16 protein-coding genes and 1 pseudogene are annotated in these 19,463 nt (G+C 72.0%); 5 read left to right on the top strand and 12 right to left on the bottom strand.

Translation table 11 applies throughout. The annotated features are described in order from the left end of the window. Positions 1–30 precede the first annotated feature (30 nt). On the bottom strand, positions 31–522 hold the full coding sequence (locus tag ACFC09_RS13835; RefSeq protein ID WP_376527056.1) for an NUDIX hydrolase: 492 nt from the start codon (positions 520–522) through the stop codon (positions 31–33). A gap of 118 nt (positions 523–640) precedes the next feature. Between ACFC09_RS13835 and ACFC09_RS13830 the strand changes: the two genes are divergently transcribed. Then, positions 641–1,480 (top strand): alpha/beta fold hydrolase, encoded by an 840-nt coding sequence (locus ACFC09_RS13830; RefSeq protein WP_376527054.1) that lies wholly within the window; start codon positions 641–643, stop codon positions 1,478–1,480. Positions 1,481–1,487: 7 nt separating this feature from the next. On the opposite strand, the gene ACFC09_RS13825 is transcribed toward ACFC09_RS13830, so the two are convergent. Both ACFC09_RS13825 and xylB read right to left on the bottom strand, forming a co-directional pair. Beyond that, positions 1,488–2,696, bottom strand: coding sequence for an ROK family protein (locus ACFC09_RS13825; protein ID WP_376527052.1), 1,209 nt, complete (start codon positions 2,694–2,696; stop codon positions 1,488–1,490). A 54-nt stretch (positions 2,697–2,750) separates the two neighbouring features. Continuing rightward, the gene (gene xylB, locus ACFC09_RS13820; protein ID WP_376527050.1) at positions 2,751–4,196 is read right to left on the bottom strand and encodes a xylulokinase; all 1,446 of its coding nucleotides are present in this window, start codon (positions 4,194–4,196) and stop codon (positions 2,751–2,753) included. Positions 4,197–4,374: 178 nt separating this feature from the next. Here xylB and xylA point away from each other — a divergent pair, with 178 nt between their 5' ends. Continuing rightward, positions 4,375–5,541 (top strand): xylose isomerase, encoded by a 1,167-nt coding sequence (xylA, locus tag ACFC09_RS13815; RefSeq protein WP_376527048.1) that lies wholly within the window; start codon positions 4,375–4,377, stop codon positions 5,539–5,541. A 182-nt stretch (positions 5,542–5,723) separates the two neighbouring features. Here xylA and ACFC09_RS13810 read toward each other — a convergent pair. From ACFC09_RS13810 to ACFC09_RS13800, 3 genes and pseudogenes are all read right to left on the bottom strand, one after another. Continuing rightward, a pseudogene (locus ACFC09_RS13810) lies at positions 5,724–6,003 on the bottom strand (esterase-like activity of phytase family protein); the annotation flags it as partial. Positions 6,004–6,297: 294 nt separating this feature from the next. Further along, positions 6,298–7,602 (bottom strand): SWF or SNF family helicase, encoded by a 1,305-nt coding sequence (locus tag ACFC09_RS13805; RefSeq protein WP_376527046.1) that lies wholly within the window; start codon positions 7,600–7,602, stop codon positions 6,298–6,300. Beyond that, positions 7,599–10,460, bottom strand: a complete 2,862-nt coding sequence (locus ACFC09_RS13800) for a DEAD/DEAH box helicase (protein ID WP_376527044.1) — start codon at positions 10,458–10,460, stop codon at positions 7,599–7,601. Before ACFC09_RS13800 ends, ACFC09_RS13805 begins: the two co-directional genes overlap by 4 nt. A 260-nt stretch (positions 10,461–10,720) precedes the next feature. Between ACFC09_RS13800 and ACFC09_RS13795 the strand changes: the two genes are divergently transcribed. Beyond that, positions 10,721–10,903: a hypothetical protein gene (locus tag ACFC09_RS13795; RefSeq protein WP_061917615.1), complete on the top strand. Its 183-nt coding sequence runs from the start codon at positions 10,721–10,723 to the stop codon at positions 10,901–10,903. A 474-nt stretch (positions 10,904–11,377) separates the two neighbouring features. Here ACFC09_RS13795 and ACFC09_RS13790 read toward each other — a convergent pair whose 3' ends face one another. From ACFC09_RS13790 to ACFC09_RS13775, 4 genes are all read right to left on the bottom strand, one after another. Further along, positions 11,378–12,292 (bottom strand): hypothetical protein, encoded by a 915-nt coding sequence (locus ACFC09_RS13790; RefSeq protein ID WP_376527042.1) that lies wholly within the window; start codon positions 12,290–12,292, stop codon positions 11,378–11,380. Between the two features lie 142 nt (positions 12,293–12,434). Then, entirely contained in the window at positions 12,435–12,731 is a 297-nt protein-coding gene (locus ACFC09_RS13785) for a hypothetical protein (protein ID WP_376527040.1), read from the bottom strand. Positions 12,732–12,927: 196 nt separating this feature from the next. Continuing rightward, positions 12,928–13,527 (bottom strand): class I SAM-dependent methyltransferase, encoded by a 600-nt coding sequence (locus tag ACFC09_RS13780; protein WP_376527038.1) that lies wholly within the window; start codon positions 13,525–13,527, stop codon positions 12,928–12,930. Positions 13,528–13,939: 412 nt separating this feature from the next. Continuing rightward, on the bottom strand, positions 13,940–14,368 hold the full coding sequence (locus ACFC09_RS13775) for a PPOX class F420-dependent oxidoreductase (protein ID WP_376527036.1): 429 nt from the start codon (positions 14,366–14,368) through the stop codon (positions 13,940–13,942). Between the two features lie 93 nt (positions 14,369–14,461). On the opposite strand from ACFC09_RS13775, the gene ACFC09_RS13770 reads away from it, so the two are divergent. Further along, positions 14,462–14,875: a roadblock/LC7 domain-containing protein gene (locus tag ACFC09_RS13770; RefSeq protein ID WP_376527034.1), complete on the top strand. Its 414-nt coding sequence runs from the start codon at positions 14,462–14,464 to the stop codon at positions 14,873–14,875. A gap of 203 nt (positions 14,876–15,078) precedes the next feature. After that, positions 15,079–16,137 carry a DUF6397 family protein gene (locus ACFC09_RS13765; protein WP_376527032.1) on the top strand — a complete coding sequence of 353 codons (1,059 nt, stop codon included), beginning with the start codon at positions 15,079–15,081 and terminating at the stop codon, positions 16,135–16,137. Here the strand turns inward: ACFC09_RS13765 and ACFC09_RS13760 are convergent. Continuing rightward, on the bottom strand, positions 16,030–16,896 hold the full coding sequence (locus tag ACFC09_RS13760) for an acyl-CoA thioesterase (RefSeq protein ID WP_376527030.1): 867 nt from the start codon (positions 16,894–16,896) through the stop codon (positions 16,030–16,032). The two genes, ACFC09_RS13765 and ACFC09_RS13760, sit on opposite strands and share 108 nt — an antisense overlap. 19 nt (positions 16,897–16,915) lie before the next feature. Further along, positions 16,916–19,429 carry a DEAD/DEAH box helicase gene (locus ACFC09_RS13755; RefSeq protein WP_376527028.1) on the bottom strand — a complete coding sequence of 838 codons (2,514 nt, stop codon included), beginning with the start codon at positions 19,427–19,429 and terminating at the stop codon, positions 16,916–16,918. Positions 19,430–19,463: the final 34 nt, after the last annotated feature.

Here is a 19,463-nt window from a genome sequence, read left to right as displayed (position 1 = left end):
GGCCCGGCTCCCCGGGCCGTGTGGCGGCGGTCAGACGGGATCGCCCTCACGTAGGTACGTGACCGTTCCCTCCATTGCCGCCGCGTGCAGGGAGACGAGCGTCGGGAGCCGCGCGGCGAGCGGCATGCGGGCCAATTCGTCGAGGCTGAACAGTCCGTGCCGGTCGTGTTCGGAGCTGAGCCGGATCCCCGTGTCCCCGGCGACGTTTCCCCCGTCGAAGAAGCAGTCGAGGACCGGACCCGTGCCGAGCACGTCCGCCCGGTGGTCGATGCCGATCAACCTGGGCGCCGGCGCGAGTTCGAGGCCCGTCTCCTCCCGCATCTCGCGGCGCGCCGCCGTCCACGGATCCTCGCCGTGGTCCAGCATCCCGCCGGGCAACCACCAGGTCCCGGCGGCCGGCTGCCCGGGTCCGTAGCGGAGCATCAGGACCCGGCCCCGATCGTCCAGCATCACCACACACGAGGCCAGCAGAGCCATGGGCTGGGACTTGACCCACTCCTCGCGGGGCACCCAGTCCGCCATGCGCGCCTCCCGGTGTCGAACTCGCACGCCGTCCGCATGCGGTCGTCGGACACCTTCCACTCGCGGTCGCCGGACAATCCGATTGCCCGTGCCGAACGTCTCTGCGAGGGTCGGGATCATGCCTGCCTTCCCCGCGCCCGACGGCACCATACTGGCCTACCACGTCTTCGGGGACGGCCCTTCCGTGGTCTGCCTGCCGGGCGGCCCGATGCAAGCCTCCACCTACCTGGGCGAGTTGGGCGGCCTGTCGGCGCACCACCGGCTGATCGTGCCGGATCTCCGTGGCACCGGTGCCTCCGGGATGCCGGATGACCAGGACTCGTACCGCTGCGACCGTCTCGTCGCGGACGTGGACGCCCTGCGCGAGCACCTCGGGCTCGACCGGATGGATCTGCTGGGGCATTCGGCCGGGGCGAACCTCGCCGTGCGCTACGTGGAACGCCACCCGGAACACGTCCGCAGGCTTGCGCTGATCACCCCCAGCGTGCTGGCCGTCGGCATCCAGATCGACGCGGACCTGCGCCGCGGGACGGCGTCGTTGCGCGGCGGCGAACCCTGGTACCCGGCCGCCCGTGCGGCCCTTGAGGAGATCGTCGCCGGCCGTGCGACCGCCGACGCCTGGCGGTCCCTCGCGCCCTTCGCGTACGGCCGTTGGGACGAGACCGCGCGGCGCCACCGGGCAGCCGAGGACGAGCAGCGCAACGACGCGGCCGCCGCCGTCTTCGCCGCCGCGGGAGCCTTCGACCCGGATGCCACCCGCGCGGCGATCGCGGCCTTCGCACGCCCGGTGCTGCTGCCGGCCGGGGAGTTCGATCTGAACTCCCCGCCGCGCGCGGTGGCCGAGTACGCCGCGTTGTTCCCCGACGCGCGGTTCACGGTCCAGTCGCGCGCCGGTCACTATCCCTGGCTCGACGACGCCGGGCAGTTCGTCGGGGCGGTGGAGGAGTTCCTCGGCTGAGACCCCCTCAGGTGGCGTGTTCGGCCACCGACGCCGGATCGTCGAGGACACCGCGCACCACGGAGTGCGCCGCGCCGAGCAAAGGTCCCTCGGGACCGAAGCGTGACACCGACACCGGACACGGCGGTCGTGCCGTGCGGTCCGCCAGCTCGGCCGTGAGCGACGGCAGCAGCCAGGGCGAGAGGCCCGCCAGGGCGCCGCCCAGTACGACCGACTCGGGGTCGAGCAGGTTCACCGCGCCGGTCAGGGCGATGCCGAGTGCCGTGCCGGCGTCGTGCAGGGCCCGGCGCGCGCCCTCGTGTCCGCCGTCGGCGCTCCGGGCGAGCCGCCCGACCAGGTCCTCACCGGACGGGAGGCCGGCGGCACGCACGACCGCCTCCTCACCGGCGTACTGTTCGAGGCAGCCCCGCCCGCCGCACGGGCAGCGTGGTCCGTCCGGCCGGACCGGGACATGGCCCAGCTCCCCCGCGAAGCCCCGGGTCCCGCGGAGCAACTGCCCGTCCACGACGACCGCGGCGCCGATGCCGATCTCGGCCGACACGTGCAGGAAGTCGCGCGGGGTTCCCTCGCCGAGCCAGAGCTCCGCGAGCGCACCGAAGTTGGCCTCGTTGTCGACGGTCAGGGGTAGGCCGACGGGCAGCAGGGCGCCGAGGTCCGTCTCCCGCCAGTCGAGGTTCGGGGCGCGTACGACCGTGCGGGCGTCACGGGCCACCAGGCCGGGGACCGCCACGGCGAGCCCCGCCGCCCACAGGCCCGCCCGTTCCGCCTCGGCGACGACACCGCGGACGAGCGCGGCGAGGTCGTCGACCACCGGTCCGGCGGCGCGGCCCCGGTTGGGACCGTGCCGCACGGCACGCGCGCGTACCTCGCCGCGCAGGTCGACCGCGCACACCGCGAGGTGGTCGACGCCCACGTCCGCGCCGATCCCGGCCGGCCCGCGGCCGCTGACGGCGAGCGCCGATCCCGGGCGGCCGACCCGGCCGGGCCGCTCGGGACCGAGTTCCTCCAGGAGGCCCCACCGGGTCAGCTCCTCCACCAGGGTCGACACCGCGGCCCGGGTCAGCCCGATGCGCGAGGCGACCGCGGCCCGGGACAGCGGCCCCTCGGCACTGACGGCGTGCATCACCCGTGCCAGGTTGCGGCGACGCATGCCCTGCTGGGTGTCGGGCAGGGCGCGGCCCGGTGCGGCCGGGCCCTCGTGCGGCGGTGCGGTCATGCCTGCGTCGATCCTCGCTCCGTGTCCCTCAACGGCGTTCCCGTGCGGTACCGGTCACGGCGAGTCCGTCCCGCGGGCCAGCAGCGGGGCCGCGTCGGAGAGTACCGCGGAGATCCGGGCCAGCGTCGTCTCGTCCCGGTCCACCGCGTCCAGCACCGGACCCGCGGCCGTGTTCCAGCGGCGGGCGACCGCGGCCGGGTCCTCGCCGGTCAGCAGCCCGGCGGCCTGTGCCGCCGCGCCGAGCGCGACCAGTTCCCCGGCCTCGGGGACCTGCACGGGCCGTCCCGAAAGGCGTCGTACCGTCTGCTGCCAGGCCGTGCCACGGGCGCCGCCGCCGATCAGCAGCAGGGGCGTGCTGCGGTCGGCGTCCTCGTCCAGCACCAGGTCGAGGGCGCCGAGCAGCGCATGGACGGCGCCGTCGTACGCCGCCTGCAGGAACTGCCCCGCCGTCGTGTCGTGGCGCAGCCCGTGCAGCAGCCCCGAGGCGTTCGGCAGGTTCGGGGTGCGTTCGCCGTCCAGGTACGGCAGCAGGGTGACGGCACCACCGGGTTCGACCGCTTCGCGGTCCAGGCCCAGCAGGGTGGCGACGCGGTCGACGGCGAGGGTGCAGTTCAGGGTGCAGGCCAGCGGCAGCCAGTCGCCGCGCGCGTCGGCGAAGCCCGCGACCGTGCCGGTCGGGTCGGCGGGACGGTGCGTGGACACCGCGTACACGGTGCCGGACGTGCCGAGGCTCAGCACCGGCGTGCCGGGACGGATGCCGAGACCGAGCGCGGCCGCGGCGTTGTCACCGGTGCCGGGTGCCACCAGGGTGCCCTTGGAGAACGGCAGATCGTGGCTGTGGCGAACGGTCCCCGCCACCTCGCCCGGCCGGACCACGCGGGGCAGCAGCGCCGGGTCGAGTCCCACATGGGCGAGGGTCTCCTCGTCGTACGCCTCGGTCCCGGACGCCCACCAGCCGGTGCCGGAGGCGTCGCCGCGGTCCGTCGTGCCCTGCCCGGTGAGGCGCTCGGTGAGATAGTCGTGCGGCAGGCGCACCGCCCTGGTGGCGCGGACCGCGTCCGGCTCGTGCTCGGCGAGCCAGGCCCACTTGGTGACCGTGAAGGACGCGCCGGGCACGCTGCCGGTGCGTTCCGCCCACGCCTTGGGACCGCCCAGCTCCTCCACGAGGCGGTGGGCCTGCGGCGCCGAGCGGACATCGTTCCACAGCAGGGCCGGCCGGACGGGTTCGCCCGCGCCGTCCAGGGTGACCAGGCCGTGCTGCTGGCCGCCGATCGACACTGCGGCGGCCTCGCGTGCCGCGTCGCCGCACTGGCGCAGTGCCTCGCACAGTGCGTCCCACCACTGGCGCGGGTCGCTCTCCCGGCCCGCGCCGGTGGTGACGGTGTGCGGCGCCTGGCCGCTCGCCACGACCCGGCCCGTGGCCGTGTCGACGACCAGCGCCTTGGTGGACTGGGTGGACGTGTCCACGCCGACGACGAGCGGACCATCGGCTGCTGACATCGGGCTCTCCCTTTTCCGTGGCTCGCGGGATCCGGCCTTGAGTTTTCGGCCTGTCCGGATGGGCGACGACCGGGCGTCACCCCTTCGGGGACATCTTCTCCCTTCCCAGGGATGCGACCGCATACTAATTTGTAAACCGCCATGACGAAATAGTCGCAAGCGAGCAAGGAGCCGCGGCATGAACTACCGGCCCACCCCTGAGGACAGGTTCACCTTCGGTCTGTGGACCGTCGGCTGGCAGGGCAGGGACCCGTTCGGGGACGCCACCCGCCGGGCCCTCGACCCCGTCGAATCGGTGCAGCGCCTGGCGGAGCTCGGCGCCTACGGAGTGACCTTCCACGACGACGACCTGATCCCCTTCGGTTCCTCCGACACCGAGCGTGAGTCGCACATCAAGCGGTTCCGCCAGGCCCTTGACGCCACCGGCATGAAAGTGCCCATGGCCACCACCAACCTCTTCACCCACCCCGTCTTCAAGGACGGCGCGTTCACCGCCAACGACCGCGACGTGCGCCGCTACGCCCTGCGCAAGACCATCCGCAACATCGACCTGGCCGCCGAACTGGGCGCGACGACCTATGTCGCCTGGGGCGGCCGGGAAGGCGCCGAATCCGGCGGCGCCAAGGACATCCGTGCCGCCCTCGACCGCATGAAGGAGGCATTCGACCTGCTCGGCGAGTACGTCACCGCCCAGGGCTACGACCTGCGCTTCGCCATCGAGCCCAAGCCGAACGAGCCCCGCGGCGACATCCTGCTGCCCACCGTCGGCCATGCGCTCGCCTTCATCGAGCGCCTGGAGCGCCCCGAGCTGTACGGCGTCAACCCCGAAGTCGGCCATGAGCAGATGGCCGGTCTCAACTACCCCCACGGCATCGCCCAGGCCCTGTGGGCGGGCAAGCTCTTCCACCTCGACCTCAACGGCCAGAACGGCATCAAGTACGACCAGGACCTGCGATTCGGCGCCGGCGACCTGCGCGCCGCGTTCTGGCTGGTCGACCTCCTGGAGAACGCGGGCTACGACGGCCCGCGCCACTTCGACTTCAAGCCCCCGCGGACCGAGGACCTCGACGGCGTATGGGCCTCCGCGGCCGGCTGCATGCGCAACTACCTCATCCTGAAGGACCGCGCCGCCGCCTTCCGGGCCGACCCCGAGGTCCAGGAAGCCCTCCGGGCCGCCCGCCTCGACCAGCTCGCGCAGCCCACCGCCGCCGACGGCCTGCGGGAACTCCTGGCCGACCGCGGCGCCTACGAGGACTTCGACGTGGCGGCCGCCGCCGCCCGCGGCATGGCCTTCGAACACCTCGACCAGCTCGCCATGGACCACCTTCTCGGCGCCAGGGGCTGAACGCACGCGCGTGTGGGGCTCACCGCACGCGCGTGTGGGAATGCCTGTGCACGCGTGGGTGGGAACGGTTGCGCACGCGTGTGGGGGAACGATCGCGCGCGCGTGGGGCGGCGGATTTCCTGCCGCCCCACGCGCGCGTGCGGACGATCGTCCGGCGCGGCTGTGCTCCGGCTCGGAGCCCTTCAGGCGCCCTTGGTCAGCCGGACGTAGACCACGGTGGTCTCGATGCCGCTGTCCACGAGCCGACTGCCCAGGGTCGAAGGCGCCCGAGCCGCCGGTCATCCCGAAGTCGTTGTCGTCGATGAGGGCGAGCGTGTCGCGGTCCACGCGCGCGATTCCCTCGATCTTCCCGCGCACACCGGCCACCGTGCCGAGGTCCACCGCGAGCAGCTTGCCGAGCACGGGGACCCCGGCGGCAACCGGATCGTCCGACTGCTTCAGTGAGGGCGACGTCGTGGCGTCGTGACCGTGGGAGCCTGGTCGCGTCCTTTCTGGTTGGACAGTCCGGTGACGGCCTTTCCCGGAGGGCGTGGTGAGCGGGATCGCGTCGATCACCTCGATGGCGTTCCCGGTCAGCCGGACTTCGGCCGGTGGCGTATGAGGACACCGGCTCTCCCAGGGGCAAGTTCGGGTCAAGCTCCATGACGGCGGCCACATTTGATCCCCGGGCGGAATCCGGTGCGACTGCCGGATGAACACGTGTGTCGCCCACTCGTCCAGTCGTCGCGCCGTGTTGGCCCGGCAGCCGTTAGTCCGTCACCCCCGCGCGGTCGTCGAGCCGTCGGGGCCCGTCGGCGGCCCCTCGTGCTCCGCGGCGACGGAGAACCGTGCCGCCGCGAGTGCCGTGGCGGGATCCCGCGCCGCGTCCCCCGCCGGGATCCAGTGACCGTCCGCGCGGAAGGGCCACCAGCGGCCGTCCCGTCCCCACCGCAGTTGGACGCCCTCACCTCGCACCGTCCACCGGTTGCCCGTCCGATCGAACACCGGCCGGTCGTCCTCGTCCCAGGCGGCATCCAGAACGGCACACGCGCGTGCCAGGGCGGCTCCCTCCACCGGCCACTCCTCGTCGAGCACGGACAGCGCCTCCACGCCCCCGAGACGCCAGGCGCGCACGGCCGTCGCCAGCCCTTCCCGACCGCGCCCCGACCCGTCCGCCAGCCGGTGGGCCACGGGCCCCGCAGGAGCCCCGGTGGCGAGCCGCACGACGTCCTGCCCGAGCGTCGGCTCCGGTTCGTCCCGCGCCCCTTCCGGTCCGTGGAGTGCCACGGCGAGCAGGCGGTACGCCTCCACGGAGGTCCGCGCGGCGAGGTGGCCGAGGGGAACCGGGTCGATGCCGGGCGCGGGCGTAGCCTCGGCGTCGAAGGACGGCGGCCGGCCAGGCGCGTCCGGAAGGACGGGCGGAGCCGGCAGGGGAGGCAGGATGTCACCGGCCGCCCAGGCTTCCGCGGCGTCCACCCCTTCCGGCGCCTCTTCCGTCGCCTCGGGCACCGCGGTACGCAGGTGCAGGGCGTCCACAAGGACCTGCCTGTCCCGCCCCCGCAACAGCAGCAGCACGAAGGGATCCTCGTCCAGCAGTCGCGCCACCTGGTGGCACAGCGCCGCGGTGTGCCCGCAGTGGTCCCAGGCTCCGCAGTCGCACTCCGGCTCCAGGTCACCCAGCCCGGGGAGCAGTTCGATGCCCGCGGCCGCCGAGTCCTCGACCAGGTGCGGTGGCATCTCGCGGTCGAGCAGCGCCGCCAGGTGCCCGGCGCGCTCGACGGCCAGGTCGAGGAACCGGACCCACTGTTCGTCCGACAGCTCCGGCAGCAGGACGTCCGCACGGTGCGCCGCCCGGCCGGGGTCGCGGACGACGGCCGTGACCCGGCCGGGCCGCACCGACACCGCGCCCACCGCTCCCGAGCGCGCGAGCCGGCGTCCCGCCTTCACCTGCGCCCCGTCCAGGGCCGTGTCCTCCAGGGCACGCAGCCATGCCCGGCCCCACCACGTCTGCGCGAAGCCCCGTCCGCGCGCGGGCGGCCGAGCGGGGAACGTCCGCTCGGCCTCCTCCTCGTACCGGGTCATCGCGCCTCCCCGCGCAGTTCCACCAGGTCGGCCAGCTCCCGGTCGGTCAGTTCCGTGAAGGCCGCCTCGGCGGAACCGAGGACGGCGTCGGCCAGTTCCCGTTTGCGGCCGAGCAACTCCGCGATGCGGTCCTCGACGGTTCCCTCGGCGATCAGCCGGTGCACCTGTACGGGCCGGGTCTGCCCGATGCGGTACGCCCGGTCGGTGGCCTGCGCCTCCACCGCGGGGTTCCACCAGCGGTCGTAGTGCACGACGCGTTCGGCCCGGGTCAGGTTCAGCCCCGTCCCGGCAGCCCTCAAGGAGAGCAGGAAGACGGGCACCTCGCCCGCCTGGAAGCGCCGCACCAGCGTTTCGCGCTCGGCCACGGGCGTGCCGCCGTGCAGCAGTTGCGTGGGCACCCCACGGGCCGCGAGATGCCGTTCCAGGAGGCGTGCCATCCGCACGTACTGCGTGAAGACGAGAACGCCCGCCCCCTCGGAGAGGATCGTGTCGAGGAGCTCGTCGAGCGAGTCCAGCTTGCCCGACCGTCCCGCGATCCGCGGATCGTCCTCCTTGAGGAACTGCGCCGGGTGATTGCAGATCTGCTTCAGTCCGGTCAACAGCTTCACGACCAGTCCCCGGCGTGCCATACCGTCGGCCTTCGAGATCGCCTCCAGCGTCTCCCGGACCAGGGCCTCGTACAGGCCCGCCTGTTCCCCGGTCAGCGGCACGGCATGATCGGTCTCGGTCTTCGGCGGCAGCTCGGGCGCGATCCCCGGATCCGACTTGCGGCGGCGCAGCAGGAACGGCCCCACCAGCCGGGCGAGCCGCTGCGCGGCGGCGGGGTCACGGGCGCCCTCGACCGCCTGGGCGAACCGGGCGCGGAACGCGCCGTGGGGCCCGAGCAGCCCCGGGGTCGTCCAGTCGAGGATCGCCCACAGTTCCGAGAGGTTGTTCTCCACGGGGGTGCCGGTGAGCGCCACGCGCGCGCGTGCCTCGACGGAGCGCAGGGCCCGCGCGGTCGCCGAGTACGGATTCTTCACGTGCTGGGCCTCGTCGGCGACGACCATCCCCCAGGGAACCCCGGCGAGCCGCCCCGCGTGCAGGCGGAGCGTGCCGTAGGTCGTGAGGACGAACTCCCCGTCTGCCGGGGAGTCCAGACTGCGCCCCGGGCCGTGGAAGCGACGCACCGGTGTGCCGGGCGCGAACCTCTCGATCTCGCGCTGCCAGTTGCCCAGCAGGGACGTCGGACAGACCACGAGCGTGGGACCTGCCGCGGCGGCGTTCGCCTGGCGGCGCAGATGCAGGGCGATCAGCGTGACCGTCTTGCCGAGCCCCATGTCGTCCGCCAGGCAGCAGCCGAGCCCCAGGGACGTCATCCGGGCCAGCCAGCTGAAACCACGCACCTGGTAGTCGCGCAGGGTGGCGGCGAGCGCCGCGGGCGGGCCGACCGGCTGCTGCCCCTCGGGCGCCATGAGCCGCTTCCGCAGCTCCGCCAGCCACCCGGTGGGACGTACGTCGACCCTGCGGCCGTCGACCTCCGTGGAGCCGGTCAGTGCGGCGCCGAGCGCCTCGACGGGCGTGACGGCGCGGTCCTGCCGCGCGCGGGCGTGACGCGCCTCCTGAGGGTCGATCAGCACCCACTGGTCGTGCAGCCGCACGAGGGGGCGTCCGGCGTCCGCCATCCGGTCCAGCTCCGCACGGGAGAGTTCCCGGCCGTCCAGCGTGAACCGCCAGGTGAACGCGAGCCGTGCGTCGGCGGAGAGGAACGAGGGCATCCGCGTGCGTTCCGCGGCCCGTGTGTCCCCGTCGCCCGGCGGGCCGATGTCCACTCCGGCGGACAGGTCCCGTGACAGTTCCTTGGGCCAGTGCACTTCGACGCCCGCCGCGGACAGCGCCCGGGTGCCCGCTCCGAGGAGTTCGGCTACCTCGTCGTCAGCGAGTTCGACGCGGTCCGGTACGGTCGCCGAGAGCAGGGCCGTGAGCGGCGGCCAGGCGCGGGCGGCGCGGCGCAGGGCCAGCAGTGCGTCCAGCCGCGCGCGGGGGCCGAAGGACGTGACCGCCGGGCCGCCGGACCACACCTCGGCGGCGTCCGCGACCGACGCCGGTCCGCCGACGGTGTGCACCTGGAGCACAGCGCGGAACCGTGGCGCGGCGGCGTCGTGGAGCGCGTCGTCGAGGCCCTGCACCTCGATCCGTAGCGAGAGCCGTACGCCGGCGTCGTGGCCCGCGGCCACGTCGTCCGCCCACGCCCGCTGCCGGGGCAGGTGCTGCGGCTGTGCCGCCGCGTACGCCGGGCCGCCGGTGACCAGCGGCGCGGCGGGGGAGCGGGGGAGCGTGTCGGCGATGGCGTCCAGGAAGGAGCGCAGCAGCAGTTCCGGATCGGGCAGCCTGGGCGGCCCCGCGTCGCTCACCGGGACGGCGTGTGCCTCGGGCGGCATCGAGGCCGCCAGCTCGCGGACCAGTTCCGCGTCACCTGCGGACAGGGGACCGATCCGCCAGGCGTCGTGATCGGCGGGGGAGAGCCCGGGCAGCAAAAGGCCGCGGGCCAGGAAGTGCAGGGCCAGCACTGCTGCCGAACCCCAGAACGCGGTGGCCCGGTCCGCACGCGTGTCGGTACGCGCGCGTGTGAGCACCGGCAGGGCGGCGCGTACCGGTAGTAGCACCGCCGGTAGGCGTACCCGCTCGATCCCGTGCTCGCCGGGTACTGCCACGCCCAGGTCCGTGACGGCACCCGAGCCGGCGGTGGCGGGCGGGGGACCGTCCGGCCGCCAGAAGGCGACGTGGCCGGCTCGTGCGGGATCGGCCGGCAGGAACACGGCACAGCAGTGGCTCAGTTCGGTCGACTCGGAGGATGGCACCGCGGTGATGCTCTGCACGGCTCGACCCGTCTCCTCAAATTTGACTACTGGGGGGAGAGGCTGCCGAAGGTACCTCACGGCCGCGGCCGACCCCGAACGGCTACGCTGTGACCTGAGTCACTTCACTTGGTGTTCGACAGGCGGCAGAGAAGTCCGGCCTCAGGGATGCGTAAGGGACGCGTATCAGGGACGTCTCAGGGTCGCGGTCCGGAACCGTGGGAAGCACGGGCCCGTTTTCACAACAGAGAGCGGCAGTGGCCGCGAAGGAGGCGACGCACATGTCGAAGAACGCGAAGATCGCCGCAGGGGGTGTGGCGGTCGGGCTCATCCTGCTGATATGGCTGCCTTGGTGGGTGGCGTTCCTGATCGTGGTGGGGGTTCCGGCCGCCGCGTATCTGACGCTGGACCCTTCACAGCGGCGCAGGCTGCGCCGAGTGGCCCGAAAGGAAATCGGGCGCTGAGAGACCGGTGCTGCGGCGTGCCGCCCTTCGGCACCTTGTGGCCCCTTCGGCGCGCGGCAGCCGATCCCATCGCCGCCCCTGGATCTGCCGGCATGGTCGGGGGCGGTGACGCGACGGCGTCGTCGCCGTGATCCCGGCGTTTCCGATCGCTCTGGCACGGTCTGGCCTCGCCGGAACGAGGGGGCGACCGCCGCGCTCATCGTGCCCGCACGGGGCTCTCGGCGCCTGTGACAGCTGCTGCGTCGGGCTGATCCCGTCGGACCGCTCGTGTCGGCGGCCTTCCGGGCCGGGTGCCATGGCAGGGCTGAACGGTCGCTCCGGCCACAAGAACGTGGCTTCGTGCGTATGCACCGCCCGGACACCGGTTCCGTGCCTGTGCACCGTCCCGGACGCCGCCCGAGGGACCTGGAGGCGGACCGGGCGGTTACAGGCGGCAGGGCCCGCACCATGCCAGGGACGCGGGCCCGGGGGCGGTCAACTGGGGCGTACGGCCAACTTGTCGAGGGCTTCCAGAAGGCCGGGCAACTCCGGGCCGCGGCCCACCGGCAGTACCTCACCGGGCTCGTCGTCCAGCAGGACGAAGGCGATGTCGTCGGTGCGGGCCACCAGCGACCAGCCAGGGCCGTCGGCGCGGAGCGTCCGGGCGTTGCCCGGTGCGAAGGCCGAGCGGATCCGGCCGAGGGGCGGTGGCGCATCCACGTAGGCCCTGGCCTCGGCCAATACGCGCCGGATGCCACGGTGGCCCGCAGCCGGTTCCGACGCCCCCTCCGAAGCGGCTTCCGACGCCCCCTCCGAAGCGGCTTCCGGCGCCTCGTCCGAGGCTGCTTCCGCGGCCGGTTCCGAGACCGCTGCGGGGACGCGCCGTGGAGCCGATGCGGGCGCGGGGAGGTCGGCCTCGTCGATCTGCTCGCGCCAGACCGCCCACTGCAACGCGATCTCGTCGGCGCCCAGCCGCCGCTGGGCCGGGCCCCAGGTACTGGTGTCCGGCGGAGTCAACCGCGGGCCGTCCACCACATCAGGACCCGGGTCGTGCGGCGCCGGCACCCCCGGCGCGGCTACCGCGACCGAGAGCGGCCAGCCCGGTAGAGCCGCGACGACCGTGCGCTCGTCCGGCGACAGGTCGTGCTCCATGCCGCAGTCCCAGGACGCGATCGCCACGGCTACCAGCGAGACGTCGTCGATGACGACCGTCCAGCGGGCACCCGCACCGTCCTGGCCGAGCACCAGACCGTACCCGTCGGCCAGCGGCGCAAGGCCGAGCGCCGCGCACGCCGCCGGATAGTCGTCGCCCAGCACGCTCGGAAATTGCGCGGGCGTCAGCAGTACTGCCGTGAGCACGTACAACGCATCGTCCGCGGCGGCGACGACCTCCTCGTCCGTCCCGGCCATCCCAGCCTCCCCAGTGGTTCGTCCAACGGCGCGCACCATAGTGTGACCGGAAGCCAGTTGTCACGACTCTCTTTCACACCAGGAGCTGCGGTTCTCCGCCTGGAGCGGGCGAAACGACCGCGGAGTAGCGGCGGATACGCCATCAGGCCGCCGGCAGACCCAGGAGGTCACGGGCCACCGCGCGCGGCGACTCGTCACGCTCCCGGGCCAGTGCGATGACGGCCCGACAGGCAAGTTCGCTCACGCCGAACGACAACGCCTCCGGCGACACCCAGGCCGCCGTCTCGTCGATCTGGTCCTGGTCGTCCTCCGCACGGGCCGCCACATGGGCGGCAGCAGCTTCGAACAAGTTGTGGGCACGTCGTTCACGAAGTCCGGCGTTCTCCGCGGGTGCGGAACCGCCGAATCCGGCGATGTACGCGCGGATCCTGTCGAACATGCGGACCACCTTCCTCCAGTGCCGAGCCGTCTTCCGTCCTTCGCCTGCTCTTCTCAACGTAAGGTCACGGCCGCGGTGACAGAAGAGGGCAGATCGGTGGCGGAGGGGAGCAGACCGGGAGGACGGGGGTTCGGCTGAGGCGGACGGGGCGCCGAGAAGGGGCAGGCTCCCGCCTGGTGGGGCGCCCCGGCCGTGCTCAGCCCTCCCGGACCGCCAGGGCGAGAAACCGGGCGTCCTCATCGACGTACGAGGTCATACGCCACCCCGAACCCGTCAGCAACGGCCGCAGGTTGGCTTCGGCGCGCAGGTCGTCCGGCGTGATCCGCCGCCCCTGGCGGGCCGCGAGCGCCGCGCGGCCGATCGGATGGAACAGGGCCAGCGTGCCGCCCGGCCGCACCACACGAGCCAACTCCCTTAGATCCGCGCCGGGATGAGGGAGATGCGCGATCAGCCCGGCGGCGAACACGGCGTCGAACGCCGCCGTACGCAGCGGTAGCGCGACCACGTCGGCGAGCAGCAGCCGGCCGTCCCGCTCCCGACCGGCACGGACCACCTCATGGAGCATCGCCGGAGTCAGGTCGACGCCCACGACCACTCCCGAGGTGCCCACGGCCGCGCGCAGCGGCGGCAGGGCTCGGCCAGTACCGCACCCCGCGTCGAGCACGCGGTCCCCGGGGCGCAGTCCAAGAGCGGTGACGGCGGCGGCGTAGGCCGGGCCGTCGTCCGGGAACCGCCGGTCCCAATCGGCCGCGCGGGCGGTGAAGAACTCCTGCACATGTGTGTGGTCGTCGCTCATGTTCCGCATGATCCCGCACCGGCACGAAAGGCGCCTCCGCGCCCGTGTCCGAGCGTGAAGCGATCGGGTCGGGACATTTTCCGTGTCGGATACCGACGCCTCTCGACAAAGATCCCCTTCGCCCGTCCGCTTCCGGCTGGTGTCCGGGTCCTGGAACATCTGGATCACATCGCATTCGGCCGGCCGTCCGTGGGCTGCCATGGGCGGTGGCACGTGTCGGCTCGGGGCCGGGGCCGGGGCCGGTGCGGCGCCGCCCCATCCGCGCGCGGAGCCACCCGCCGCTCGCGCCACGACTGGTTCGCCACCACAGCTTTCACCGGTCCCAGGGTCCCCGCCTCCGGCGGGCACACCGCCGGGCCGGGCGTCGCGAGTACGCCCTACCCCGACCCGGCGGCGCTGCACTGAAACGCCGTCAGTCCGCCAGATCCCGAACTGCCACCACCTTGTCCACGGCGACACGGACCAACAGTTCACCCGGTACCCCGTTGCGCGCGCCGAACTCCTCCGCGCGCTCCTCGCCCATGTACCTGGCCCCGATCCTGGTCGCCCAGTGCCGGATCTCGTCGAGATCCTCCGACAGCCGGGCCTGCCCGTTCAGCACGACGAAGTGGAACGGCGGCCGGTCGTCGTCCACACACAGCGCGACCCGCCCGTCACGGGCCAGATTGCGCCCTTTCACCGTCTCCTTTCCCGTGTTGAAGACCACGTCGTCCCCGTCCAGCAGGAACCAGATCGGGGCGACGTGCGGGCTCCCGTCGGCCCGTACGGTGGACAGCTTTCCGGTGCGGGTGCCGTCAGAGACGAACGCCCGCCATTCCTCATCGGTCATCTTCTGTGCCATGCCTCCCATCCTCCTTGCCGGGACGACGGTCGTGGGTAAGGCTGGCTGGGGGATCCTCCGGCCAGAGGGCGACATCACACGGGGAGACGGAACATGGCGCAGAACCAGCGGCTCGGTTGGTTGCTCGACGACCTGACCGAACGCGTGGAACACGTACGGCACGCACTGGTGCTGTCGAACGACGGGCTGGTGACGGGGGCGAGTACCGGCCTGCGCCGCGAGGACGCCGAGCACCTCGCCGCGATAGCCTCCGGGCTGCACAGCCTCGCCAAGGGCTCGGGACGCCACTTCGGCGCGGGCAGAGTACGCCAGACCATGATCGAATACGACGACGCCGTGCTGTTCGTGAGCGCCGCGGGATCCGGCAGCTGCCTGTGCGTGCTCAGCGGCGCCGAAGTGGACATCGGGCAGATCGCCTACGAGATGACACTGCTCGTCAACCGGGTCGGTGAGCACCTCGGCGTGGACGCCCGGCAACCCGAGCGCGGACCTGCCTCGGATCAGTGACGGCAGACACCTGGCAGATCTCTGCCGTATCCCAGGCGGATCTCTGACGAAAAGATCTCTGATCGCACCTCTCTGACCTGCGCATTTCTCCTGCCCGATGGAGTTGTCCACAGGCTCGCCACGACATCCGTGCGAGCGGCTAACGTCATATGTCACAGCGAACGCACACAGCGTGAGCACCGACTCCACGGGGGAGTAGCACCATGCCGGGCAGCACTGTCACACCACCTCGCCATCTCACCTGCACCCCGAGCCGCGCGGCACGCGAACTCGGACTCAGGCGCGGTGAGTTCGATCTCGCCGTGCATCTGGGGCGGATCCGGACCGTACCGGACGAGGGCGGCGGAGGACGCCGGGTCGCACGGGCGGAGATCGATCGGCTGTGCTCGGCGGAGAATTTCCCCGAAACACTCCGGGAGGACGTCGCGACCGTGGGCACCGCGACGGGCGCGGCTCTCCTGCACGTGCCGACCGGCAGGTTCACCCGACTCGCGCGCCTCGGCCTGGTGGCGCCCGTCAAGCTCTACGTCAATCGTTATCGTGCGGTGGTCTGGCTCTATCTGGCCGACGAACTACGACAGTTCGGGGCCGACGGCAAGCGCGCCGACCTGCTGACGGGCCGTATGCCCGAGGAACTGCGCGGCCGGCTCGGGGCCGGCCTCGACCTCCGCCCCCGCAACTGGCGCGGACGTCACCTGGGATTCCTGCTGCGGCAGACCGACGACCCATGGGAACGCGCCGGGGCCGTGGCCGCCTTCCGCGACCCCGCCCACGTCGCGGACGTCGTCCCGGACGCCCACGACCGTGCCCATCTCAACCGTTTCCGGCCAGGGCCGCCCGTCCACGGCCGGCCGGGATCGCCCTCCGCACACCTCGCGGAGAAGATCATGACAGCGGACCAGCAGGACGAGATCGGCTGGCTGAGGAGCGAGCTGGCACGTGTGGTGGACGAAGCGCGTGCGCAGCGGTCCGCACCGCGTTCTGTCGCGCCCGTCGTCCAGCCCCCGCCGCGACCGGCCCCGATGGCCGCTCGCAGTAAGGCAGCCACCCCTCGCTGTGGCCCGCCCACGGCCAGGACACCCGAGCGGCCCCGCGGACTGCTCGGCCGGCTGCGCGGCGGAAGCACCCGGCACACGAGAGCGCGAGCCCTTCGGCTACAGGGCCCTGAACAGGCCCTCCTGGACGACCGACACGAGCAGGCGCCCCGCCCTGTCATAGATACGACCACGGGCCAGCCCACGGCCACCGGTCGCGACCGGTGACTCCTGGTCGTACAGCAACCACTCGTCCGCGCGGAACGGGCGGTGGAACCACATGGCGTGGTCGAGGGACGCCAGGTCGAAGATCCGCCGTCCCCACAGCGGTTCCACGGGGATGCGCACCGCGTCGAGAAGGGTCATGTCGCTCGCGTAGGTGAGCGCGCAGGTGTGCACCAGCGGATCGTCGCCCAGTGGGCCGACCGCCCGCATCCACACCGCGCTGCGCGGCTCCGCGTCCTTGACGTCCTCGGCGTTCCACCGCAGCCGGTCGACGTAACGGATGTCGAAGGGCTGACGGCGCGCCATCCGCTCCAGCTGATCCGGCAGGACCCCGAGGTGCTCACGGATCTCGTCGGCGATCGTCGGCAGGGTTTCCGGATCCGGTACCTCCCGGGCCGGCGGCAGCTGGTGCTCGAACGGTCCTTCCTCGGGTTTGTGAAAGGAGGCGGTCAGATTGAAGATCGTGCGGCCCTGCTGCACAGCCGTGACCCGCCGGGTGGTGAACGAGCGCCCGTCGCGGATGCGCTCCACCTGGTACACGATCGGCACGCCCGGCCTGCCCGGGCGGAGGAAGTACGCGTGCAGCGAGTGCACCGGGCGCTCGTTGTCCGTGGTGCGCCCCGCGGCGACCAGCGCCTGGCCCGCGACCTGGCCGCCGAAGACCCGTTGCAGGGATTCCTGCGGGCTGCGGCCACGGAAGATGTTGACCTCGATCTGCTCCAGGTCGAGCAGGTCGACAAGCCTTTCGGCGGGGTTCGTCATGGGCGTGATTCTCCAGTGTTCACAGCTGGCCGACGGAGGTGACGCGGACGACCGCACGGCCTTCGGCGTCGGACGCGGTGAGGTCGACCTCCGCGCTGATGCCCCAGTCGTGATCGTCGTTCGGATCGTCGAAGATCTGACGGACACGCCACAGACCGTTGCGCGGCTCCTCCTGGATCACGAGCAGCTTGGGCCCGCGTGCGTCGGGGCCCGTACCCAGGTCCTCGTACTCGTCCCAGTACTTGTCCATGGCCTCGCCCCAGGCATCCGCGTCCCAGCCGGCCTCGGCGTCCATCTCGCCGAGTTCGTCGACCTGGTCGAGGGCGGCGAGTTCGACCCGGCGGAACATCGCGTTGCGGACCAGAACCCGGAAGGCGCGTGCGTTGGCGGTGACGGGTTTCACCTCGTCGGCCCGCTCCTGGGCCTCCTCGGCTGTCATCTCCTCCGGATTGGCCAACTGCTCCCATTCGTCCAGCAGACTGGAGTCGACCTGGCGCACCATCTCGCCGAGCCAGGCGATCAGATCCTGGAGGTCCTCGGACTTCAGGTCGTCGGGGACGGTGTGCTCCAGGGCCTTGTAGGCGCCGGCCAGGTAGCGCAGCACGATGCCCTCGGTGCGTGCGAGTTCATAGAACGACACCAACTCGGTGAAGGACAAGGCCCGTTCGTACATGTCGCGGACGACGGACTTCGGCGACAGAGGATGGTCGCCGACCCAGGGGTGGCTCTTGCGGTAGGTGTTGTACGCGTGGAAGAGGAGTTCCTCCAGGGGCTTCGGGTACGTGACGTCCTGGAGGCGCTCCATGCGCTCCTCGTACTCGACGCCGTCCGCCTTCATCGCGGCGACCGCCTCGCCACGCGCCTTGTTCTGCTGCGCGACCAGGATCTGCCGCGGGTCGTCCAGGGTGGACTCCACGACGGAGACCATGTCCAGCGCGTACGACGGCGACTCCGGGTCCAGCAGTTCGAACGCGGCTAGCGCGAACGTGGACAGCGGCTGGTTGAGGGCGAAGTCCTGCTGAAGGTCGACCGTGAGCCGGACGATACGGCCCTCGGTGTCCGGTTTGTCGAGCTTCTCGACGATGCCGCCGTCCAGCAGCGAGCGGTAGATGGCGATCGCCCGGCGGATGTGCCGCAGCTGCTGCCTGCGCGGCTCGTGGTTGTCCTCCAGCAGCCGGCGCATCGCCTCGAACGCATTGCCGGGACGTGCGATCACCGACAGCAACATGGTGTGCGTCACCCGGAAACGGGAGGTCAACGGCTCCGGCTCGGAGGCGATGAGCTTGTCGAAGGTGTTCTCGGTCCAGCCGACGAAACCCTCCGGCGCCTTTTTGCGGACCACCTTGCGGCGCTTCTTCGGGTCGTCGCCCGCCTTGGCGAGGGCCTTCTCGTTCTCGATGACGTGCTCCGGAGCCTGCGCCACGACCAGACCGGCGGTGTCGAATCCGGCCCGGCCGGCCCGGCCCGCGATCTGGTGGAACTCACGGGCGCGCAGGGTGCGGACACGGCTGCCGTCGTACTTGGTCAGCGCTGTGAACAACACGGTCCGGATGGGCACGTTGACGCCCACACCGAGTGTGTCCGTGCCGCAGATGACCTTCAGCAAGCCGGCCTGGGCGAGCTTCTCCACCAGCCGCCGGTACTTGGGCAGCATGCCGGCGTGGTGCACACCGATGCCATGACGGACGTAACGGGAGAGGTTGTGGCCGAATTTGGTGGTGAAGCGGAAACTGCCGATCAACTCGGCGATCTGCTCCTTCTCCTCGCGCGAGCACATGTTGATGCTCATCAGCGCCTGTGCCCGCTCCACGGCCTGCGCCTGCGTGAAGTGGACGATGTAGACGGGGGCCTGCCTGGTTTCGAGGAGGTCGGTGAGGGTCTCCGTGAGCGGGGTGAACCGGTACTCGTAGGAGAGGGGCACCGGACGGGTCGCCGAGCGGACGACGGAGGTGGGCCGGCCGGTGCGCCGGGTGAGGTCCTGCTCGAAGAAGGACACGTCGCCGAGCGTGGCCGACATGAGGACGAACTGGGCCTGTGGCAGTTCCAGCAGCGGGATCTGCCAGGCCCAGCCGCGGTCGCCCTCCGCGTAGAAGTGGAACTCGTCCATGACGACCTGGCCGACGTCCGCGTCCTTGCCGTCACGCAGGGCGATGGAGGCCAGCACCTCGGCCGTGCAGCAGATCACGGGGGCGTCGGCGTTGACGGAGGCGTCACCGGTCAGCATGCCGACGTTCTCGGTGCCGAACATTTTGCACAGCTCGAAGAACTTTTCCGAGACGAGCGCCTTGATCGGAGCGGTGTAGAAGGTGACCTCGTCCCGGGCCAGCGCGGCGAAGTGGGCGCCCGCGGCGATCATGCTCTTGCCGGACCCGGTGGGCGTCGACACGATCACGTTCGCGCCGGAGACCACCTCGATCAGCGCCTCCTCCTGATGGGGGTAGAGCGTGAGACCGCGATCCCGCGTCCACGACTCGAAGGCTTCGTAGAGGGCGTCGGGGTCGGCGGTCGGTGGCAGCTGATCGATGAGGGTCACGCACCCATCTTGCCTGGCGACCCGGCGGATACGG

Origin of the sequence: Streptomyces sp. NPDC056161 (assembly GCF_042268025.1) — a bacterium.
Taxonomy (GTDB): domain Bacteria; phylum Actinomycetota; class Actinomycetes; order Streptomycetales; family Streptomycetaceae; genus Streptomyces.
Note: the sequence above shows the minus strand (reverse complement) of the source record. Positions and strands in the feature narration are given on the sequence as shown.

Bases quoted from the DNA above. Each gene is read 5' to 3' on its own strand.
- ACFC09_RS13835 (WP_376527056.1), bottom strand. From the start codon at position 522: ATGGCGGACTGGGTGCCCCGCGAGGAGTGGGTCAAGTCCCAGCCCATG.
- ACFC09_RS13830 (WP_376527054.1), top strand. From the start codon at position 641: ATGCCTGCCTTCCCCGCGCCCGACGGCACCATACTGGCCTACCACGTC.
- ACFC09_RS13825 (WP_376527052.1), bottom strand. From the start codon at position 2,696: ATGACCGCACCGCCGCACGAGGGCCCGGCCGCACCGGGCCGCGCCCTG.
- xylB (WP_376527050.1), bottom strand. From the start codon at position 4,196: ATGTCAGCAGCCGATGGTCCGCTCGTCGTCGGCGTGGACACGTCCACC.
- xylA (WP_376527048.1), top strand. From the start codon at position 4,375: ATGAACTACCGGCCCACCCCTGAGGACAGGTTCACCTTCGGTCTGTGG.
- ACFC09_RS13805 (WP_376527046.1), bottom strand. From the start codon at position 7,602: ATGACCCGGTACGAGGAGGAGGCCGAGCGGACGTTCCCCGCTCGGCCG.
- ACFC09_RS13795 (WP_061917615.1), top strand. From the start codon at position 10,721: ATGTCGAAGAACGCGAAGATCGCCGCAGGGGGTGTGGCGGTCGGGCTC.
- ACFC09_RS13790 (WP_376527042.1), bottom strand. From the start codon at position 12,292: ATGGCCGGGACGGACGAGGAGGTCGTCGCCGCCGCGGACGATGCGTTG.
- ACFC09_RS13785 (WP_376527040.1), bottom strand. From the start codon at position 12,731: ATGTTCGACAGGATCCGCGCGTACATCGCCGGATTCGGCGGTTCCGCA.
- ACFC09_RS13780 (WP_376527038.1), bottom strand. From the start codon at position 13,527: ATGAGCGACGACCACACACATGTGCAGGAGTTCTTCACCGCCCGCGCG.
- ACFC09_RS13775 (WP_376527036.1), bottom strand. From the start codon at position 14,368: ATGGCACAGAAGATGACCGATGAGGAATGGCGGGCGTTCGTCTCTGAC.
- ACFC09_RS13770 (WP_376527034.1), top strand. From the start codon at position 14,462: ATGGCGCAGAACCAGCGGCTCGGTTGGTTGCTCGACGACCTGACCGAA.
- ACFC09_RS13765 (WP_376527032.1), top strand. From the start codon at position 15,079: ATGCCGGGCAGCACTGTCACACCACCTCGCCATCTCACCTGCACCCCG.
- ACFC09_RS13760 (WP_376527030.1), bottom strand. From the start codon at position 16,896: ATGACGAACCCCGCCGAAAGGCTTGTCGACCTGCTCGACCTGGAGCAG.